Raw genomic sequence first — 16,986 nt, 5'->3', positions numbered from 1 at the left:
TAAAATTAAGTTATTTGCTATAATCTCATTATATTAATTTTTTAGAAGTAATTATGAAATATACTAAATTAGGTAAAACTGGAATTGATATTAGTAGAATTTGTCTTGGTACGATGACTTGGGGTCGCCAAAATACTCAAGATGAAGGCTTTGAGCAGATGGATTATGCTCTTTCTCAAGGAGTTAATTTTTGGGATACTGCTGAGATGTATGCTATTCCCCCTACTGCTAAAACTTATGGTAAAACCGAAGAAATAATCGGTAACTGGTTTAAAACAAGACAAAAACGTAATGAAGTTATTTTAGCAACCAAGTTCTCACCAATGCCATGGGCAAGAAATGAAGAAAACCCTATCACAGATAAGACAAATATTATCGATGCTGTAAATAATAGTCTAAAACGTCTACAAACTGATTATATCGATTTATATCAATTTCATTGGCCGACAAATAGACCTCACTATCATTTTGGTAATTGGTGGGATTTTGAACCTCTAGCAGGTCAACAGAATAAACAACGTATAGTTGATAATATCCATGAAATTCTAATTACTTGTGATGAGCTTATTAAAGCAGGGAAAATTAGACATATTGGACTATCAAATGACTCAGCTTGGGGGATAAATCAGTTTATTAAACTTGCAGAAAAACATAATCTGCCACGTCTAGCGAGTATTCAGCATGAATATAATCTTAATCGCCGTAGAGATGAAACTGATGTAATGGAAACTTGTGCCCTTGAAGAGATATCATATCTAGCATGGTCTCCGCTTGAGCAAGGAGTGCTAACAGGTAAATATCGTAATGGTGCTCGCCCTGCTGGTACTAGAATGTCTGCTGAAATTCTAGACGGACAAGAAGATCGTTATGCTTTTAGATTTGTGACCAATGATGATGCTGTCACTGAGTATATCAAAGTTGCCGAAAAACATAATCTTGATATTTGTCAGATGGCTATAGCTTTCACAATTAGAAAAGCCTATATGAGTTGTAGTATAATTGGAGCAACATCAATGCAACAATTAAAAACTAATATTGATGCGATTAATCTAAACCTATCTGATGAGGTTTTAGCAGATATCGAAAAAGTTAGAAGAAAATATCCAGTTCCTTTTTAGAAAGTATAAATTCAACTCAAATCTTAGCTATTATTTGCTATAATTCTCACAAATTTAAAAAAATAAAGATAAATATGAAATATACTAAACTAGGTAAAACAAATATTGATATTAGTAGAATTTGTCTCGGTACGATGACTTGGGGACGCCAAAATACTCAAGATCAAGGTTTTGAACAAATGGATTATGCTCTTTCTCAAGGAGTTAATTTTTGGGATACTGCCGAGCTGTACGCAGTTCCACCTACACCTGATACTTATGGTAAGACAGAAGAGATTATTGGCAACTGGTTTAGCTCAAGACAAAAAAGACAGGATGTTATACTAGCTACGAAATTCTCCCCTATTCCTTGGGCTAGAAATGAGGAAAATCCTCAGATAAATCGTGAAAATATTATTTTAGCTGTTGATAATAGTCTTAGAAGACTACAGACAGACTATATCGATTTATATCAATTTCACTGGACTGTGAATAGACCAAACTATCATTTTGCAGATTGGTGGTCATTTGAACCAGCTCAAGGTGCGACAGCTAAACAACAAATACAAAATAATATCCTTGAAACACTACAAGCATGTGATGAACTTATTAAAGCTGGGAAAATTAGACATATAGGATTATCAAATGATTCTGCTTGGGGTATAAATCAATTTATTAACTTAGCCGAAAAACATAATCTACCAAGAATAGTTAGTTTACAGAATGAATATAACCTACTTAGAAGAAGAGATGAAACTGATGTGATGGAAACTTGTGCACTTGAAGATATATCTCTTATCTAGCATGGTCACCACTACAAATGGGAATTTTAAGCGGTAAGTATTTAGATGGTAATATCCCAGCGGGAAGTAGAATGTCTGATGAAGTCATGGGATCACCTGAGCAGAAAGCTCGATTTGCAACTAGACAAAATGCTACTGTTGACTTAGCTGTTAAAGAATATCTAGAAATCGCTGAGAAACATAACTTAGATGTTTGTCAGATGGCTATAGCTTTTACTATTAGAAAGGCTTATATGAGTTCTAGCATAATTGGTGCAACAACTATGGAGCAATTAAAGACTAATATTGATGCTATAAATCTTGAGTTGTCAGCTGAAGTATTAGCAGATATCGAAAAAGTTAGAAGAAAATATCCTATACCGTTTTAATATAGGTTCAAAACATTGTCCAAAAAAATCTTCCTAATCTTAATATGGTTAAGTGCAGTAGCATTTTATATGTATACTCGCATGATAAATACTTCACTTTCAGCATATTTTCTATACCTTTGATAAATCAATATGGATTTTCTAGTATTGACATTGCTTTTGCTATATCAATATACAGCATCGCAATGCTAATTATGAAGATACCTGTTGGAATTATAGTCGATAGATATGGTATTGATATCCCTGTAATGACCGCGATGACAGTAGTTCTAGTTGGAACTATAATTTTTGCGTTTCCTATTAATTCAGCGACTCTACTTTCTTCACGATTTATTATAGCTGTCGGTACAGCTTTTGCTATGATGAGTGCCTATAGATTGACAAGTATTATTCTTAGTAAGCGTCTATTTGCAATTGCGACAGGTTTTATTTATTTTTTTGGCTCGTTAGCAGTTTCTATTTCAGGTGCGCCACTAAACTATGCTGTTAAGCAATACAACTATACTTATATAGTTTTGACATTAGCAAGTATTATGCTTGCTATATTAATACTCTACTCTATTAGTAGATTTAAATATGGTAGGATTCCTAGAAGCGATGATATCAAATCACTTAGTGATTATTTTGCTGGCGTGAAGGATATTTTCAAAGATAGACAAATAATCTTCACGATACTTTATGCCAGTCTTTTTACTTGTGTATTTTTTAATACTATTGGCTATTGGGGAAATACTATCTTATTAAACACTAAGTTAACTAGCCAACAAGCCGGTTTAATAGGTAATAGCATCGCGTCACTTGCTTTTGGTATTGCTTCAATCGTTGTTGGGTTAATTATTGCTACTCAATTGCTCAAAGGAAGTCATATCTTTATTTTTACATTATTAGCAAATATTTCAGTTATTATGATCTTTTATACCAACATCACTAACATTTATATACTTAGTTTAGCAGCATTATTTTTTGGTATTGGTTTTGGTTTTACAGGTATAGTTTTCGATACTGCAAATAAACGTAAGCAAAGTTATCTTGTCAGTATATTATCACTATTATTTTTGGTTGAATATGTCTTAAATAGTATTATTAATCCACTAGCTGCCTATATTCAAAAAACTTTAGTAGGTTATGGTTTTGCTACTTTTTTGAGTTACAAAATAGCTTATGGATTATTTTTTGGATTGCTGATTATTGCTAATATTTTAAGCTTTTATATAAAACCTCAAAAAATATAATCAAAGAGCTAAAAAATTCTTTAACGTTAATAAACCATATTCAGTCAAATATGCTTCTGGATGATATTGAATACCAAAAATATTAGAACTCTGATGAACAAAAGCCATAATTTCAGAATTATCGGTTGTAGCTAAAGTAAACAAAGGCTCTTTAATATCATTAACAATTAAAGAATGGTAACGTGTTACAGCAAATTTTACTGGATGATCTTTGTATAATACAGATGATTGAAGTTGTTTAATCTTGGAGAGTTTGCCATGATATATTTGTTTAGCTTTTATGATTTTTGCTCCATAATATTGAGCAATAAGCTGATGTCCTAAGCATATTCCTAACAAAGGTAAATTATTTTGCTGACAGTACTCAATAACTGGGTATATATTTTTGAGCTCACCTGGATGACCTGGTCCTGGTCCAATAACAATATGCGAATATTGCTCAATATTATCAATTTGCTCATCAGTTTTTACCATTGATACTTGATAGCCAAGATAAGTTATATAATCAACAATTGTATTACTAAAAGAATCATAATGATCAATATATAAAACCATCTTAAATCTCCAAATACGCTGGTATTAAGCCTCTAACACTATTGATAAGATATATTTTATCAGCGGTTTTTAGATCATCTAAATTTAGGCTTTTGGATTGCAGTTTGCCTTGAGAAATTAAGGATTTTCGGGCAATCCCTGCTAAAACACCATCTTCTAGTTTTGGCGTGTAAAGTTTATCATTTTTCTCAATAACTATATTATGAAACCTAGTTTCAGTAATATTATCTTTTTCATTTAGATAGATAAGCTCACAATTTTTTTCTTTAATATACTTGTGATGCATTTGAGTATAAAAGCCTCGTGTCGAGCTATGTGTAGTTTTATGCTGAAATAATTTATTCGCTGAATTTATTTTCTCAGGGCAAATTTTTAGTTTAATAGCTTGTTGGTTTGTAGTATTAATTTCAGTATGCTCGATATTTATAGACTTATCATAGTGGTATTCCAAACGAATTTTATACTCTTTATCATCAGTTAATTGCTCTACATAGTCATATAGTTGATCTCTAATCTTGCAAATATCAATATCAAAAAATAACTGCCTAGCAGAATTTCTAAGCCTCTCTAAATGTAACTTTAGATCTCTAAACTGATTATGGTAATAAATGCTCTCAATTAAGCAAAAATCAGGCTGATAAATTTGGCGTATAAAGTTTATCTTGGTATTCATTTCTTGCCATTCTGACTGTACATCTGAATAAACAGTAATACCACCACCGACACCAATTTTTAAGTTATCATGATATTTTTGAATAGTTCGAATAGCAACATTAAAACACATATCATTATTTGGCATAATATAGCCAATGCTTCCGGTATAAACTCCCCTTTTATCTTTTTCTATTTGCTTGATTAGTTCCATAGTTCGTTTTTTAGGTGCTCCTGTAATCGAACCACATGGAAACAAGCCATCTAGAATCTTTCTAAAAGATATTTGTTTATCTACTTTTGCTGAAATTTGCGAAGTCATTTGTAATAAGTTTTTGTATTTCTCTATTGAGAAAAGCTTATCTACTCTAACAGTATGAGTTTTTGCAATAGCAGATAAATCATTACGCAAAAGATCGACAATTATTAAGTTCTCTGCCCTATTTTTATCACATGATGATAATTCTTGGTATATCTTTTGATCTTCTAAATCATTACCCGTCAGCTTTGCTGTACCCTTCATTGGTTTGACAAGTAAATTACTAGCTTCTTTTTTAAAGAAAAGTTCAGGCGAAATTGATATTATATCTGGATTTAAAAATGGTAAATATACAGCATATTTAACTGATTGTTGTTGTTTGAGCTTGCTATACAACTCATAGCTAGTAAGTCTTGTATTAGCTAAGATATTTTTAGTTAAATTAATCTGATAGCTTTCACCATCGATAAGTGCTTGTTGAACTTCATTAAAGCTTTTTTGATAATCTGCAAAGTTAAGACTATCTATCATCAGATCTATATTTTTATCTGAAATTATATTCTTTGGGATTTCATTTAAGTAATCACTAAAAGCGACAAAATGAAGTAATTTAGTATTATCATGATCGCATAAATCATGAAGGTTATTGTTAAGGTAATAACTGGCTTCATAACTTAAATATCCAACTAGATATAAACCTTGCTGCTGAAGCTCTTCCAATTGCCCAAAAGCTAACTCAAGTGATTCTTTATCATTAGCTATAATCTCTGTAATCGGATTATAGAAATAGTAACTTTGGTTATTCGTTAGAGTATCTTCAAGAATTGCAAATTGTGGTAATTGGATATTACTCATGATTAATCATTTCTTTTAGTTTTTTTCTATCAGTTTTGCCAGTTGTAGTGGTTGGAATTTCATCAATATAAATAATTCCATCTAATTTTTTGTATTCAGCTATATAACTACTTAACTGGTTGTTTATAAACTCTAAAGAGTACTGCTGTGATGCTACCAAATATGCCCAAACAGTTTCTCCCCATATTTTATCTTTTTTAGAAGTAACGATACAATTATTAATATTTGGTATTTTCAAAATTGCCGCTTCTAACTCAATTGGAGATATATTTGAGCCGCCTTTTATAATTATATCTTTATAACGTCCATAAAAACTAAGCTCATAGCTTTGAGCATCAAAACTACCTATATCTCCTGTTTCTAGCCACTCGGTTTGGATATTTAAAGGTAGCATATTATTTTTAATGAAAATTTTACCATAGTCACTATCTTCAAATTTAACTATTTTTACTTGAGTATCTGCAAAGATTTTAACTTTATTAACTGTCTTAGCAGATACATTTTGACCATATCCAAAAATCTCGGTCATACCTAAACCATTTAGTAATGGTATATCAAACTTACTTTTAACTTGATCTGCTAAACTTTCGCTGACTACATCACCAGCAACACTTAGATAGCGTAGATTATTGTTATTCTTAATATTTTGTTCTAACAGAAAATAATACATTGTCGGTAATAATGCTAAAGCGGTTACATTATTTTGGTTAATAATCTCTGCTACTAATCTCGCATCAAATTCAAGGATAATTGTTATATCTAATCCCATAGCTAATGCTGGTAAGATTTGATAAGAAAAAGCAAAAGCATGATTTATCGATAATGCTACTAACAGATGATCCTCTTGTTTAAGACCTAAATCAGTGATTCTATCATTAGCATAATTGATTATTTGATTAATATCATGAAGATGCTTTTGATAAAATCCTGTTGTTCCAGAGCTTACATGCGCTGTCAGAGATTTAGCATAAATTGTATAATCTTGCGTATATTCAAGACTCTCAAAAAATGATGTCGGATTTTCTATATATACCTTATTTACTTCAAGGTTAGATATTTTATCTGTGATAAATAAACTATCACCTTCTATTATCGCTGCTAGCTCATTATCAACTAATCTTGGATTGATCGGCACAAAAATATCTATATCAGCTATCCAACTAGCTATATAAAGACTCACTGATAAAGGTGAATTTTTGAGATTTGAGTATATTTTCCTTTCACCACAAGATTCCAAAAATCTCGCTAAACTATATGATTTTTGCAGAATTTCAACATAGTCATATTTTTTCTTTTCAAAGAAGATATAGTTATTTTTGCCATATTTTTTAATATTTTCCAAAAACTTGCTAAACTGTTTCATTTTTTATAGCAATTAATTATCTTAGTATTTGCTGATATAATATCTTAAATATAAAAATTTACCTGTAAATTTATCTGACAAAATGAAACAATCTTTATTTTTAAATGATATAGAAATATATGTAAGTCTAGGTTGCTCAGAAGAAGAAAGAGCCTATAAACAAATGGTAACTCTTGATCTAGAGCTAGAATTTAGTCAAAACTATAACGCGAGTAACTCTGATAATCTTGAAGAAACTATTTGTTATTACACTCTAAGAAATAATATCCAGCAATTTTGTGATAGTATCAGCTGTAATCTTATAGAGTATTTAGCAAAACAAATTTATCTATTTATTCAAAAAAACTTTGAAGATATAACTATCAAATTCTTGAAACTTACCAAAAAGCCCCCAGTTTCTCAAATAGGGTCAGCTTGTTTTATAATTAGGGACTAGTGTGCAATATATTATAGGAATTGGAACAAATAGTGGTTTTACTATCGAAAATATTCATCTTGCGATAACTGCCCTAGAATCGCAACAAAATATAAGAATCATCAGAAAAGCAAGCTTATACAGTAGTGAAGCTGTCCTTAAAGAAGATTCTCCAAAAGAATGGGATATCAGATTTTTAAATACAGCTGTTAAGATTAATTCTTCACTAAAGCCCGATGAACTTTTAGTAGTCTTAAAAGATATAGAAATAAAAATAGGTAGAGATCTAAATGCTCCTATATGGTCACCTCGAGTAATTGATTTGGATATACTTGCTGCTGAAGACCTTATTTTAGAAACAGATAAACTTATTATTCCTCATAAAGAACTAATTAATCGTAGTTTTGCTTTGGCTCCTTTATTAGAATTATCGAAAGGTTGGCACCACCCTAAATATGTCGAATGGGATCTTAATATAAGATTAAAAGAACTAGGCGAAATAGTAAAACTTAAACAAACTCTTGCAAATACAATGCGTATGGGTATAGTTAATTTGTCAAATCAATCTTTTTCAGATGGTAATTTTGATGATAATCAACGTAAATTAAACCTTGATGAACTAATACAAAGCGGTGCTGAAATTATTGATATCGGTGCTGAATCAACTAAGCCTGATGCTAAACCTATAACGATTAATGAAGAATTTGATAAATTAGATGAATTTCTTGAATATTTTAAATTACAACTTCCAAATTTGATTTATAAACCATTAGTCAGTATTGACACACGTAAACTAGAGGTGATGCAACAGATTCTAGCTAAGCATCATGATATTATCTGGATGATAAATGATGTTGAATGTAATAATATTGAGCAAAAAGCTCAGCTTATAGCTAAATATAGCAAAAAATACGTTATAACTCATAACTTAGGTATTACAGATAGAAATCAATATTTAGATAAAGAAAATGCTATAGATAATGTTTGTGATTATATTGAGCAGAAAAAACAAATTCTCCTAAAACACGGCGTAGCACAACAAAATATTTATTTTGATGTTGGATTCGGTTTTGGTAAAAAAGCAGATACAGCTAGTTACTTATTAGAGAATATCATCGACATAAAAAGAAGATTAGAATTAAAAGTATTGGTTGGTCACTCACGCAAACCATCAGTTCTTGGTTTAGCAAAAAATAGTAACTTAGCAATACTAGATAGAGCCACAAGAGAGCTTTCACGAAAGTTAGAAAAATTAGATATTGATATTATAAGAGTACACAAAATTTAATAAGGAAATATTATGCCATACCATCCGTCATTAGAAGCGTTATTAGACACTCCTGAAATAAGAAGAATCAAAAAGCTTGATTTAACACAGCAACGTGAGATTTTTACTAATCTTTCAGTAGAACAGATTAAACGTTTACCACGTCCTGATATTATTGAAGAAGATATTAAACTAGAAAATAATACAATACTAAGGCATTATCAGCCTAAAAAACTCTCTGATAAAGCGCTATTTTTTGTCCATGGTGGAGGATGGTGTTTAGGTTCGATAAATACTTATGATCATGTCTGTAGGTATCTATGCGATCAAGGTAATTTAAATATCTTCTCGCTAGAATATGGTCTAGCTCCTGAACAAAAATATCCAGCAGCAGTTGATCATGCTTTGTATGCTTATGATTGGTTATATCAAAATATCAATAAATTTAATATTTCAGCTGAAAATATCTTTGTAATGGGTGATAGTGCTGGAGGCAATCTAGTGACTATAGTCTGTCATGAACGTCAAAAAAATATACCAAAAGCACAAATTTTGGTCTACCCTGCTGTTGATATGTATACTAAATATGATAGTAATAAAAAATTTGATGAATATAAATATCATTTAACTATGGATTGGTGTGAAATGTTTCTTAAAGCTTATATAGGAGATGAAATCTTATCAGAACCTAAAAAACTTAAACTGTCGAGAGTTTCACCGCTATTTTATCAAGCAACTAATCAACCAGATACATTAATTATAGCAGCCACTCATGATATTCTAATAGATAGTATCTATGCTTATGAGAAAAAACTCAAACAACAAGGAACTTTAGTTGAAACACATTATGATGATGAGATGTTCCATGGTTTTATGGGTATGCTTGGCATCGCTCCATTTGAGAATCCTAAAATAGCTTTAGATAAGGTAATTAAATTTATCAATCAAAGGTAAAAATATATTAAGATTTATGACTCCAATTTTTAAAACAGATAAAAAACCTGGTGAAAAATCAGAAGAGCTTATTAAAAGGTTTAATGAACTCCCAGCTTTTGTAGCAACTGGTGGTGAGATAGTTTTTGTATCAAATGACTTTCTTGAAGTACATCTAAAATTTAATCTAACAGAGAATACTAAAAACTATCATGGTACTGGTTTTGGTGGAGCTATATACTCATCACTAGATCCAATCTATCCATTACAGTTATGTAATATTCTTGGCGATGATTATGTAGTTTGGGATTTATCAGCAAATATTGATTATCTTAGGCCAATTACGCATCATGTTTATGCAAGATTTCTACTCTCCCAAGAAATTATCAATAAAATAAAACAAGATGTTATAACCAAAAATAAATCTGTAATTAGCTTACCAGTCTGCTATGAAGATACTGATAATAATATTTATGCTGAAGCAACTAAAACTATATATATTGCAGATAGAGAATACTTTAACAATCGTAAAAAGTAGTTTAACTAAACGCATTTAGTATAGACTGTTTTGTAACTTTTTTTAATAACTCAATCTCTTGATGTGTACTATTTAGTGGTGGTAGCCAATAGATAGTATTTCCTAAAGGTCTTAGTAATGCGCCTAATTTTATAGCTTCTCGATAAACATCTAAGCCGGCTCTTTTTTTATCAATATTTAAATCTGCTGCTATAACACCTCCAATACCTCTAATATTTTTTATAATGGGTAATTGATCTTGTAGTTCAAGAAAAGATTCACTAAATTGTTTTTCTAGATCTTTAACATTGTTAAGTATATTTTCTTTTTCAAATATATCCAATGCTGCATTTGCTACTACAGCTCCTAAAACATTACCACTATGAGTATGTGAATGTAAGAATGCTCTAGTTAACTCATCATCATAAAACATCTCATAGTACTGATTTTTTGTCAAAACAATACTAAAAGGTATAATCCCAGAAGTTAACCCCTTTGATACACACAAAAAATCAGGCTTAATATCTAGATATTCATAAGCAAAAAGTTTACCCAGTCGCCCAACTCCAGTCATTATCTCATCAAAAATAATATAAATATCATTTTCTTTACACCACTTACAAAGTCTATTTAAATAATCTTTGCTATAAATCAACATCCCTCCAGCACCTTGACAGATTGGCTCAATTATTAAAGCATTAATAAATTCTTTATGTTGCTCAAGATATTGTTGAGATTTATTCCAGTAAGATTCAGAATTTGACCATAGCGGATCATTCTTACCAGTAACATAAGGAATATCTCTTAGTTTAAAACTATCAAATAATAATGATTTATACGGATCAGAATATAAACCACAATCACTAACACTCATAGTTGCTAAAGTCTCGCCATGATATGAGTTTTCAAGACAAACAAACTTAGACTTTTTAGTTTGATTCTGAAAGCTTCTAAGGTGTGTCGTCATTTTTAGAGCTATTTCTATAGCACAAGATCCATCACTTGCGTATAAAGTTTTGTCCATACCTGTCAAATTACAGATTCTTTGACTAAATTTGTCTATTTCATCATTTGTAGTATTTGCAAATATCGTATGCTCATATTTGTCTAGTTGTGTTTTAAGCTTAGCTATTATGTATGGATGTCTATGCCCAAGAGATTTACACCACCAGCTAGAAGTTACATCAAAGAGCTTTTTGCCATCTTTGGTATAGATATATCTACCTTCTGTTTTATAAACATTCAAAGGCGGTGATTTCTCAAAGTCTTTCATTTGCGTACATGGATGCCATATATTTGAACTATACATATTGTAAACCTTTTGTAAAATATTAAGTTGACATAAATTGTACACAAGATATAAAATACTTTACAACTTTAAAACAATTTTTATGAAAAATGAAATTAGAACAAATCAAAGAAATTTACTCAAGACCATTAACAGAATTAATCTTACAGGCTTTGGAAATTCACAATAAAAATTTTGGCAATGATATCGAATTATGCTCTCTAAAAAGTATCAAAACTGGTACTTGCCCAGAAGACTGTAAATATTGTCCTCAAAGTGGTCATTATAATACTAGTATCGAAAAGCATAAACTACTAGATAAGGATAGTATATTAGCAGAGGCAAAAAATGCTAAAGATGCTGGATCTAAAAGATTCTGTATGGGTGCTGCTTGGAAACACATACCAAAAAAAGACTTTGATCGAGTAGCTGAAATTATTACTGAAGTTAAGAATCTTGGCTTAGAAACATGTGTAACTCTCGGAAGTATCAACGCTGATGAAGCAACTAAGCTAAAGCAAGCAGGATTGGATTACTATAATCATAATCTTGATACTTCAAGAGAATTTTATCCAGAAATAATTACCACACGCAAATTTGAAGAAAGAATTGAGACTATTAGAAATATTACTAATGCCAATATAAATGTCTGTTGCGGTGGTATATTAGGCATGGGAGAATCTTTAGATGATAGATTTAATCTATTACTAGAGTTATTACAATTACCTGCTGCTCCAAAAAGTATTCCTATCAATACACTAATACCAGTTAAAGGAACTCCTCTAGGAGATAAGTATACAGATGCTCAAATTGATAGTTTTGAATTAGTAAGATTTATTGCAACTACAAGAATACTATTTCCACAAGCACGCTTAAGATTATCAGCAGGTAGAGAGAATATGTCTTTCGAGACTCAAACTCTATGTTTTCTTGCTGGTATTAACTCAATATTTTATGGTAATAAGTTATTAACAGAAAATAATGCTACTGTTAATTCTGATAATTTTTTATTAGCTAAGCTTGGCTTAGAATCAAATGCTGAATTATGTTAAACCTACAAGACAAATATACTCAATATCAAAAGGATAACTTATTAAGAGAGTTAACTCCTTTTGTAAAGGATGATTCTACTATTGATTTTACAACTAGTGACTACCTAGATTTATCATCAGCACACAATCTCAAAGATGCCATAGTAAATGGTTTTGACAAGTATGGTTTTGGTAGTAAGGGGTCTAATATAGTTTGTGGCTACACTGATGAGACACAGCAATTTGAATATGAGTTTGCAAAGTTTGTTAACTATCCAAGAGCTATATTTTTTAGTTCAGGTTTTATGGCAAATTTAGCAATTTATTCAACGCTATTTGGTAAGCATGATAGTATCTTTGCAGATAAGTATATCCATGCTTCTATTATCGATGGAATCAAACTTTCACAAGCCAAACTAAAAAGGTATAAACATCAACAATTAAGTCAACTTCAAGATATATATGATGGCAAGAGCTTCACTACTACAGAAGGAATCTTTAGTACCTCAGGATCAATTACTCAACTTGATAAATTAGCTAAAATCACACCAGAAAAGCTAATAGTTGATGAAGCTCATAGTTTTGGAGTTTTGGGTAAAAATGGTCGTGGTGCGATCAACAGCTTTCGAATAAGCTATAAAAATTGTCCAATCTGTATTTTTCCTCTTGGCAAAGCATTTGGTGGAGTTGGTGCTGTAATTTGTACTACAGAAGCAATTGCAGAATACCTAATACAATTTGCGCGTAACTATATCTATACAACAGCATTACCACCAATTATATTAAAAGCTGCTTTGATACAACTAAAAAACCTTGAAAACGCTAATGATAATCGAGCAAGACTTCAGCAAAATATTAATTTTTTTAATGAATTATGTGATGATAAAGATCTTGAGTTAGTATCTAAAGACTCATCGCCAATTAGAAGTATTCAACTAAATGATGCTAATCTAGCAATTAGATTAAAGGATAAGCTCTTTGAGAATAAAATAATAGTATCTTGTTTTAGATATCCTACAGTACCTAAAGATCAAGCTATATTAAGATTTTCACTACATAGTAATAATACCTTTGATCAAATTCATCAGGCTTTAGAAATTATTTTCAAAGAGGTTAAGTATGGATATATATGATCAAGTTAGAAGTAACTTTGCAAAAGCTACTGAATACTCTAAAAATTCAACCATTCAAAATCAAGTACGCCAACTACTTTTAGAACAGACACTAAATTATTCAAGGTTAGTTAATTATAATCATATAGATATAATCTTAAATTTGGGAGTTCGCGATTTATCTGAACCATTAGAACTAAATAAAATCTTCTCACCAAATCAAATTGATGCTTGTGATATCGCCTTATCCAAAAATTCATATAGTATAAGCAGTATAAATATGCTAAAACTCAATTTTGATAAAGATTTACACCTACTTAGAAATGATTATGATTTAATATTTTCAAATATGTCATTTCAATGGAGTCAGAATACAGAAAAGCTAATCAGAAATCTCTCAAAAAAATTAAATAACCGCGCAATTTTAGCTTTTAGTACTGTTCTTGATAAAAACTTTCATCAGATAAAAGATATTTTAAGAGTAAATAAAATGCATAGCTGTTCTAATATTTTAGATTTTATTAAAAGATCTAATCTAAAATGTCTACATCATGAAGACTTATATTTAGATCTTAGATTCAATAATTTTCGAGAATTAACAAATCATTTAAAATCTACCGGTGTTAATACATACACTGGCGATGATAATAAAGATAATTTCTCAAACATCAGAAAACTTTGCTTAAGTTCTAGTCATATAAATCTCAGTTACCATATTGGTTTATTTATTTGTTTTAAGGAGTAGTTTATGAAAAAATTTTTTATAATTGGTACGGATACAGAAGTTGGTAAAACATATATATCAACTAAACTTATCGAAGCTTGTGAACAACAAAATATTAAATCACTTTGCTTGAAACCTGTAGCGTCTGGTAAAAGCCAATTTTCAGAGCTGTGTGAAGATGTTGAGAATATTCTAAATGCTTATAAGCATAAATTTACAGCAGATGAAATAAACCTAATTTCATTTAATGAAGCTGTAGCTCCACACATAGTAGCAGCAAAATCAAAAGTAGATATTTCAATTGAAAGTCTCAAACAATTTATCGAAGATAAGTATAACCGAGATATAGATATTTTATTTATTGAGGCTGCTGGAGGATTATTAACTCCATACTCAGATTATACGACCCAACTTGATCTAATAGAGGCTTTGAAAATGCCGGTACTATTAGTATCAGCTATAAAAGTTGGTTGTATAAATCACACCTTACTAACTATAAATGAGTTAAACCGACACAATATAAAATTAGCTGGTTGGATTGCTAATTGTAGTGACTCAAATATCAAACACATTGATGAACAAATTAATACTATAGAATTGCTATCAGGATACAAGTATAGTGCAAAAATTTCTCAAAATGCTGATTATTTAGATTTTATAGATTTATCTAAAATACTAATATCGCCTGAAGAAAATGAATAATTCCCTTCGCTATTCTTAATAATTATTTCGCCATTATTTGCTAGGTCAATATAGCTACAGTTATTATAAGTTTTATCAGCTAAAGCCAATGAGAACTCTTTATCTTTTAGATAGTTAAGTGATTCAAATTCATTTTTAAAATATGTAAAACCTTCATTAATGAAAACTGCTAAATCTTCTTTAATAGCTTTGATAATTTGTATAGTTAAGTTAGTTCGATTAGCATGACGTTGTGATTGTAGTTTTATTGATGTCCAATCTTTAGAAATTTCTTCATTATATTGCATATTAACATTTATACCAAAACCTATAAATAGCTTCGCTCTGCCATTAATTTCAGCACTAACATTTATAATAATACCTGCTATCTTTTTATCATCCACATAGATATCATTGGGCCATTTTAATTTAGCATCTAAGTTAATATTTTTTAGAACTCTTGCAATACTGATTCCAACAACTAGCGATAATCCATTAAGTTTCGATATGTCTAGCTCAACTATTTCAAGCATAGTACAGTAGATATTTTTACCAAATGGCGAGATCCACTTGCGCTTAAACCTTCCGAAACCATCTGTTTGAAATTCTGAGATAAAAATAGCATTTTCACTAAACTTAGTTTGATTTTCTATAGCATATTTTGAGGTTGAATCTACAGAATAGAAATAATTTATATTTTTGAAAAACTTAGCTAACTCATCAACCTTTATTAGATCTAATTTTTCTTGGAGTCGATATCCAACTCTTGAGTTAGAAGAAACTGTTATTTGATAATTGTCTTTGAGTGCTTTGATATTTTTAGAAATAGCAGCTCTAGATATGCCTAACTTTTTAGCAATATCCTCACCACTTACATATTTTTCATCATCTAAAAAGGTTAATATTTGTTGTTGAGTTTTATTCATTTAACCTTGCTCTTTTAACAAAATCATAAATTGCTACTTCTATCCAAATAAACAGCTGCAGCACCAAAAACTTGAAAGTCACCTGCCGTTTCTGACCATTCTATTTTAATTTTTTTAGCTGATTGAGTAAAGGCAAATGTTTTAATCTCATCCCACATCGCTTTTTCAAAATACTCTCTAGCTGACATTATTGATCCTGCAATTATTATCACTTCTGGGTCTAGAGTATACATAATAGACTTTATCGCTACTCCAAGATGTTTACCGAATTGCTTATAGATGTCTAGAGCATCTTTATCATTATTTCTTGCACGTTTAAGTATCTCAACACCTTCAATACCTATCTTTTTTATAAAGAATTGGCCACTACAATAATCCTCCAAGATTCCATCTAAATATGGCAACATACCAAACTCTCCTGCTCCGCAATTAGCGTCTTTTAGTAAAGAGCCTTTATTGATAATACCACCACCAATACCAGTACCTATTGTAATACCAACAAAGTTCTCATATTGTTTGCCTTTACCATAGAGTCTTTGCCCTATAGCAAAACAATTAGCATCATTATCTATGAAAACTGGTACTTTAAACTCTGTTTCTAGTATTTCTTTTAGATGAATCTCTTGCCATGATTTGATATTTTGCACATCATATACAATTCCCTTTTCTCGATCTGCAACACTAGGAATCCCAACGCCAATGCCTTCTACCTCAGAAGTGAAAATTTTTGCTATTGTATTTATGACAACATCAATAACAGATTGAGCATTATGTTCTGCATCTGATGGAATTTTGCTCAAATAAGAATCTAATAGATTTTCTCCACATACCCTACCAGCATTCACTTTAGTACCACCGATATCAACACCAATGACAGTTCTATTATTAATTTGAATTTCTTTACTCATA

Annotated in this window: 15 protein-coding genes and 2 pseudogenes; 11 read left to right on the top strand and 6 right to left on the bottom strand. The window is 30.5% G+C overall.

The features are described 5' to 3' along the window. Window positions 1-53: 53 nt before the first annotated feature. From FSC454_RS05315 to FSC454_RS05305, 3 genes and pseudogenes are all read left to right on the top strand, one after another. Entirely contained in the window at window positions 54-1,118 is a 1,065-nt protein-coding gene (locus tag FSC454_RS05315; RefSeq protein ID WP_066046912.1) for an aldo/keto reductase, read from the top strand. 74 nt (window positions 1,119-1,192) lie between these two features. After that, window positions 1,193-2,268 (top strand): annotated as a pseudogene (locus FSC454_RS05310) (aldo/keto reductase). Window positions 2,269-2,337: 69 nt separating this feature from the next. Beyond that, window positions 2,338-3,500, top strand: a pseudogene (locus FSC454_RS05305) (MFS transporter). On the opposite strand, the gene FSC454_RS05300 reads toward FSC454_RS05305, so the two are convergent. Genes FSC454_RS05300 through FSC454_RS05290 form a run of 3 tightly spaced genes read right to left on the bottom strand, consistent with a single transcriptional unit; the run spans window position 3,501 to window position 7,183 of the window. Next, on the bottom strand, window positions 3,501-4,055 hold the full coding sequence (locus FSC454_RS05300; RefSeq protein ID WP_014548263.1) for an anthranilate synthase component II: 555 nt from the start codon (window positions 4,053-4,055) through the stop codon (window positions 3,501-3,503). It lies immediately after the preceding pseudogene. 1 nt (window position 4,056) lies between these two features. Beyond that, the gene (locus FSC454_RS05295; protein ID WP_066046914.1) at window positions 4,057-5,820 is read right to left on the bottom strand and encodes a chorismate-binding protein; all 1,764 of its coding nucleotides are present in this window, start codon (window positions 5,818-5,820) and stop codon (window positions 4,057-4,059) included. After that, window positions 5,813-7,183 carry a class I adenylate-forming enzyme family protein gene (locus FSC454_RS05290; protein WP_066046916.1) on the bottom strand — a complete coding sequence of 457 codons (1,371 nt, stop codon included), beginning with the start codon at window positions 7,181-7,183 and terminating at the stop codon, window positions 5,813-5,815. Before FSC454_RS05290 ends, FSC454_RS05295 begins: the two co-directional genes overlap by 8 nt. A gap of 82 nt (window positions 7,184-7,265) precedes the next feature. Between FSC454_RS05290 and FSC454_RS05285 the strand changes: the two genes are divergently transcribed. From FSC454_RS05285 to FSC454_RS05270, 4 genes are read left to right on the top strand one after another with little or no spacing between them, the layout of a single operon-like run. Beyond that, window positions 7,266-7,619, top strand: a complete 354-nt coding sequence (locus FSC454_RS05285; RefSeq protein WP_066046918.1) for a dihydroneopterin aldolase — start codon at window positions 7,266-7,268, stop codon at window positions 7,617-7,619. Window position 7,620: 1 nt separating this feature from the next. After that, entirely contained in the window at window positions 7,621-8,886 is a 1,266-nt protein-coding gene (gene folP / locus FSC454_RS05280; RefSeq protein WP_066046919.1) for a dihydropteroate synthase, read from the top strand. 12 nt (window positions 8,887-8,898) lie between these two features. Then, window positions 8,899-9,819: a pimeloyl-ACP methyl ester esterase BioJ gene (bioJ, locus tag FSC454_RS05275; RefSeq protein ID WP_066046921.1), complete on the top strand. Its 921-nt coding sequence runs from the start codon at window positions 8,899-8,901 to the stop codon at window positions 9,817-9,819. A 16-nt stretch (window positions 9,820-9,835) separates the two neighbouring features. Further along, window positions 9,836-10,336 carry a PaaI family thioesterase gene (locus tag FSC454_RS05270; protein WP_066046923.1) on the top strand — a complete coding sequence of 167 codons (501 nt, stop codon included), beginning with the start codon at window positions 9,836-9,838 and terminating at the stop codon, window positions 10,334-10,336. 1 nt (window position 10,337) lies between these two features. On the opposite strand, the gene bioA is transcribed toward FSC454_RS05270, so the two are convergent. Next, on the bottom strand, window positions 10,338-11,624 hold the full coding sequence (gene bioA / locus FSC454_RS05265; RefSeq protein WP_066046925.1) for an adenosylmethionine--8-amino-7-oxononanoate transaminase: 1,287 nt from the start codon (window positions 11,622-11,624) through the stop codon (window positions 10,338-10,340). 89 nt (window positions 11,625-11,713) lie between these two features. Between bioA and bioB the strand changes: the two genes are divergently transcribed. Genes bioB through bioD form a run of 4 tightly spaced genes read left to right on the top strand, consistent with a single transcriptional unit; the run spans window position 11,714 to window position 15,172 of the window. Then, entirely contained in the window at window positions 11,714-12,655 is a 942-nt protein-coding gene (gene bioB, locus FSC454_RS05260; RefSeq protein WP_066046927.1) for a biotin synthase BioB, read from the top strand. After that, window positions 12,649-13,767 (top strand): aminotransferase class I/II-fold pyridoxal phosphate-dependent enzyme, encoded by a 1,119-nt coding sequence (locus FSC454_RS05255; RefSeq protein WP_066046929.1) that lies wholly within the window; start codon window positions 12,649-12,651, stop codon window positions 13,765-13,767. The genes bioB and FSC454_RS05255 overlap by 7 nt, the downstream gene beginning before the upstream one ends. Further along, entirely contained in the window at window positions 13,754-14,491 is a 738-nt protein-coding gene (locus FSC454_RS05250; RefSeq protein ID WP_071794801.1) for a methyltransferase domain-containing protein, read from the top strand. Before FSC454_RS05255 ends, FSC454_RS05250 begins: the two co-directional genes overlap by 14 nt. A gap of 3 nt (window positions 14,492-14,494) precedes the next feature. Then, on the top strand, window positions 14,495-15,172 hold the full coding sequence (gene bioD / locus FSC454_RS05245; protein WP_066047072.1) for a dethiobiotin synthase: 678 nt from the start codon (window positions 14,495-14,497) through the stop codon (window positions 15,170-15,172). Here the strand turns inward: bioD and FSC454_RS05240 are convergent. Both FSC454_RS05240 and FSC454_RS05235 read right to left on the bottom strand, forming a co-directional pair. Beyond that, entirely contained in the window at window positions 15,115-16,077 is a 963-nt protein-coding gene (locus FSC454_RS05240; protein WP_066047070.1) for a biotin--[acetyl-CoA-carboxylase] ligase, read from the bottom strand. The two genes, bioD and FSC454_RS05240, sit on opposite strands and share 58 nt — an antisense overlap. A gap of 23 nt (window positions 16,078-16,100) precedes the next feature. After that, window positions 16,101-16,985, bottom strand: coding sequence for an ROK family protein (locus FSC454_RS05235; RefSeq protein ID WP_066047067.1), 885 nt, complete (start codon window positions 16,983-16,985; stop codon window positions 16,101-16,103). Between the last annotated feature and the right edge of the window lies 1 nt (window position 16,986).

It is taken from the genome of Francisella hispaniensis FSC454 (assembly GCF_001885235.1).
Classification (GTDB): Bacteria; Pseudomonadota; Gammaproteobacteria; order Francisellales; family Francisellaceae; genus Francisella; species Francisella hispaniensis.
Note: the sequence above shows the minus strand (reverse complement) of the source record. Positions and strands in the feature narration are given on the sequence as shown.

Coding starts and splice junctions, on each gene's coding strand:
- FSC454_RS05240 (WP_066047070.1), bottom strand. CDS start 16,077: ATGAATAAAACTCAACAACAAATATTAACCTTTTTAGATGATGAAAAA.
- FSC454_RS05295 (WP_066046914.1), bottom strand. CDS start 5,820: ATGAGTAATATCCAATTACCACAATTTGCAATTCTTGAAGATACTCTA.
- FSC454_RS05255 (WP_066046929.1), top strand. CDS start 12,649: ATGTTAAACCTACAAGACAAATATACTCAATATCAAAAGGATAACTTA.
- bioB (WP_066046927.1), top strand. CDS start 11,714: ATGAAATTAGAACAAATCAAAGAAATTTACTCAAGACCATTAACAGAA.
- FSC454_RS05315 (WP_066046912.1), top strand. CDS start 54: ATGAAATATACTAAATTAGGTAAAACTGGAATTGATATTAGTAGAATT.
- bioA (WP_066046925.1), bottom strand. CDS start 11,624: ATGTATAGTTCAAATATATGGCATCCATGTACGCAAATGAAAGACTTT.
- FSC454_RS05285 (WP_066046918.1), top strand. CDS start 7,266: ATGAAACAATCTTTATTTTTAAATGATATAGAAATATATGTAAGTCTA.
- bioJ (WP_066046921.1), top strand. CDS start 8,899: ATGCCATACCATCCGTCATTAGAAGCGTTATTAGACACTCCTGAAATA.
- bioD (WP_066047072.1), top strand. CDS start 14,495: ATGAAAAAATTTTTTATAATTGGTACGGATACAGAAGTTGGTAAAACA.
- FSC454_RS05290 (WP_066046916.1), bottom strand. CDS start 7,183: ATGAAACAGTTTAGCAAGTTTTTGGAAAATATTAAAAAATATGGCAAA.
- FSC454_RS05235 (WP_066047067.1), bottom strand. CDS start 16,985: ATGAGTAAAGAAATTCAAATTAATAATAGAACTGTCATTGGTGTTGAT.
- FSC454_RS05270 (WP_066046923.1), top strand. CDS start 9,836: ATGACTCCAATTTTTAAAACAGATAAAAAACCTGGTGAAAAATCAGAA.
- FSC454_RS05250 (WP_071794801.1), top strand. CDS start 13,754: ATGGATATATATGATCAAGTTAGAAGTAACTTTGCAAAAGCTACTGAA.
- FSC454_RS05300 (WP_014548263.1), bottom strand. CDS start 4,055: ATGGTTTTATATATTGATCATTATGATTCTTTTAGTAATACAATTGTT.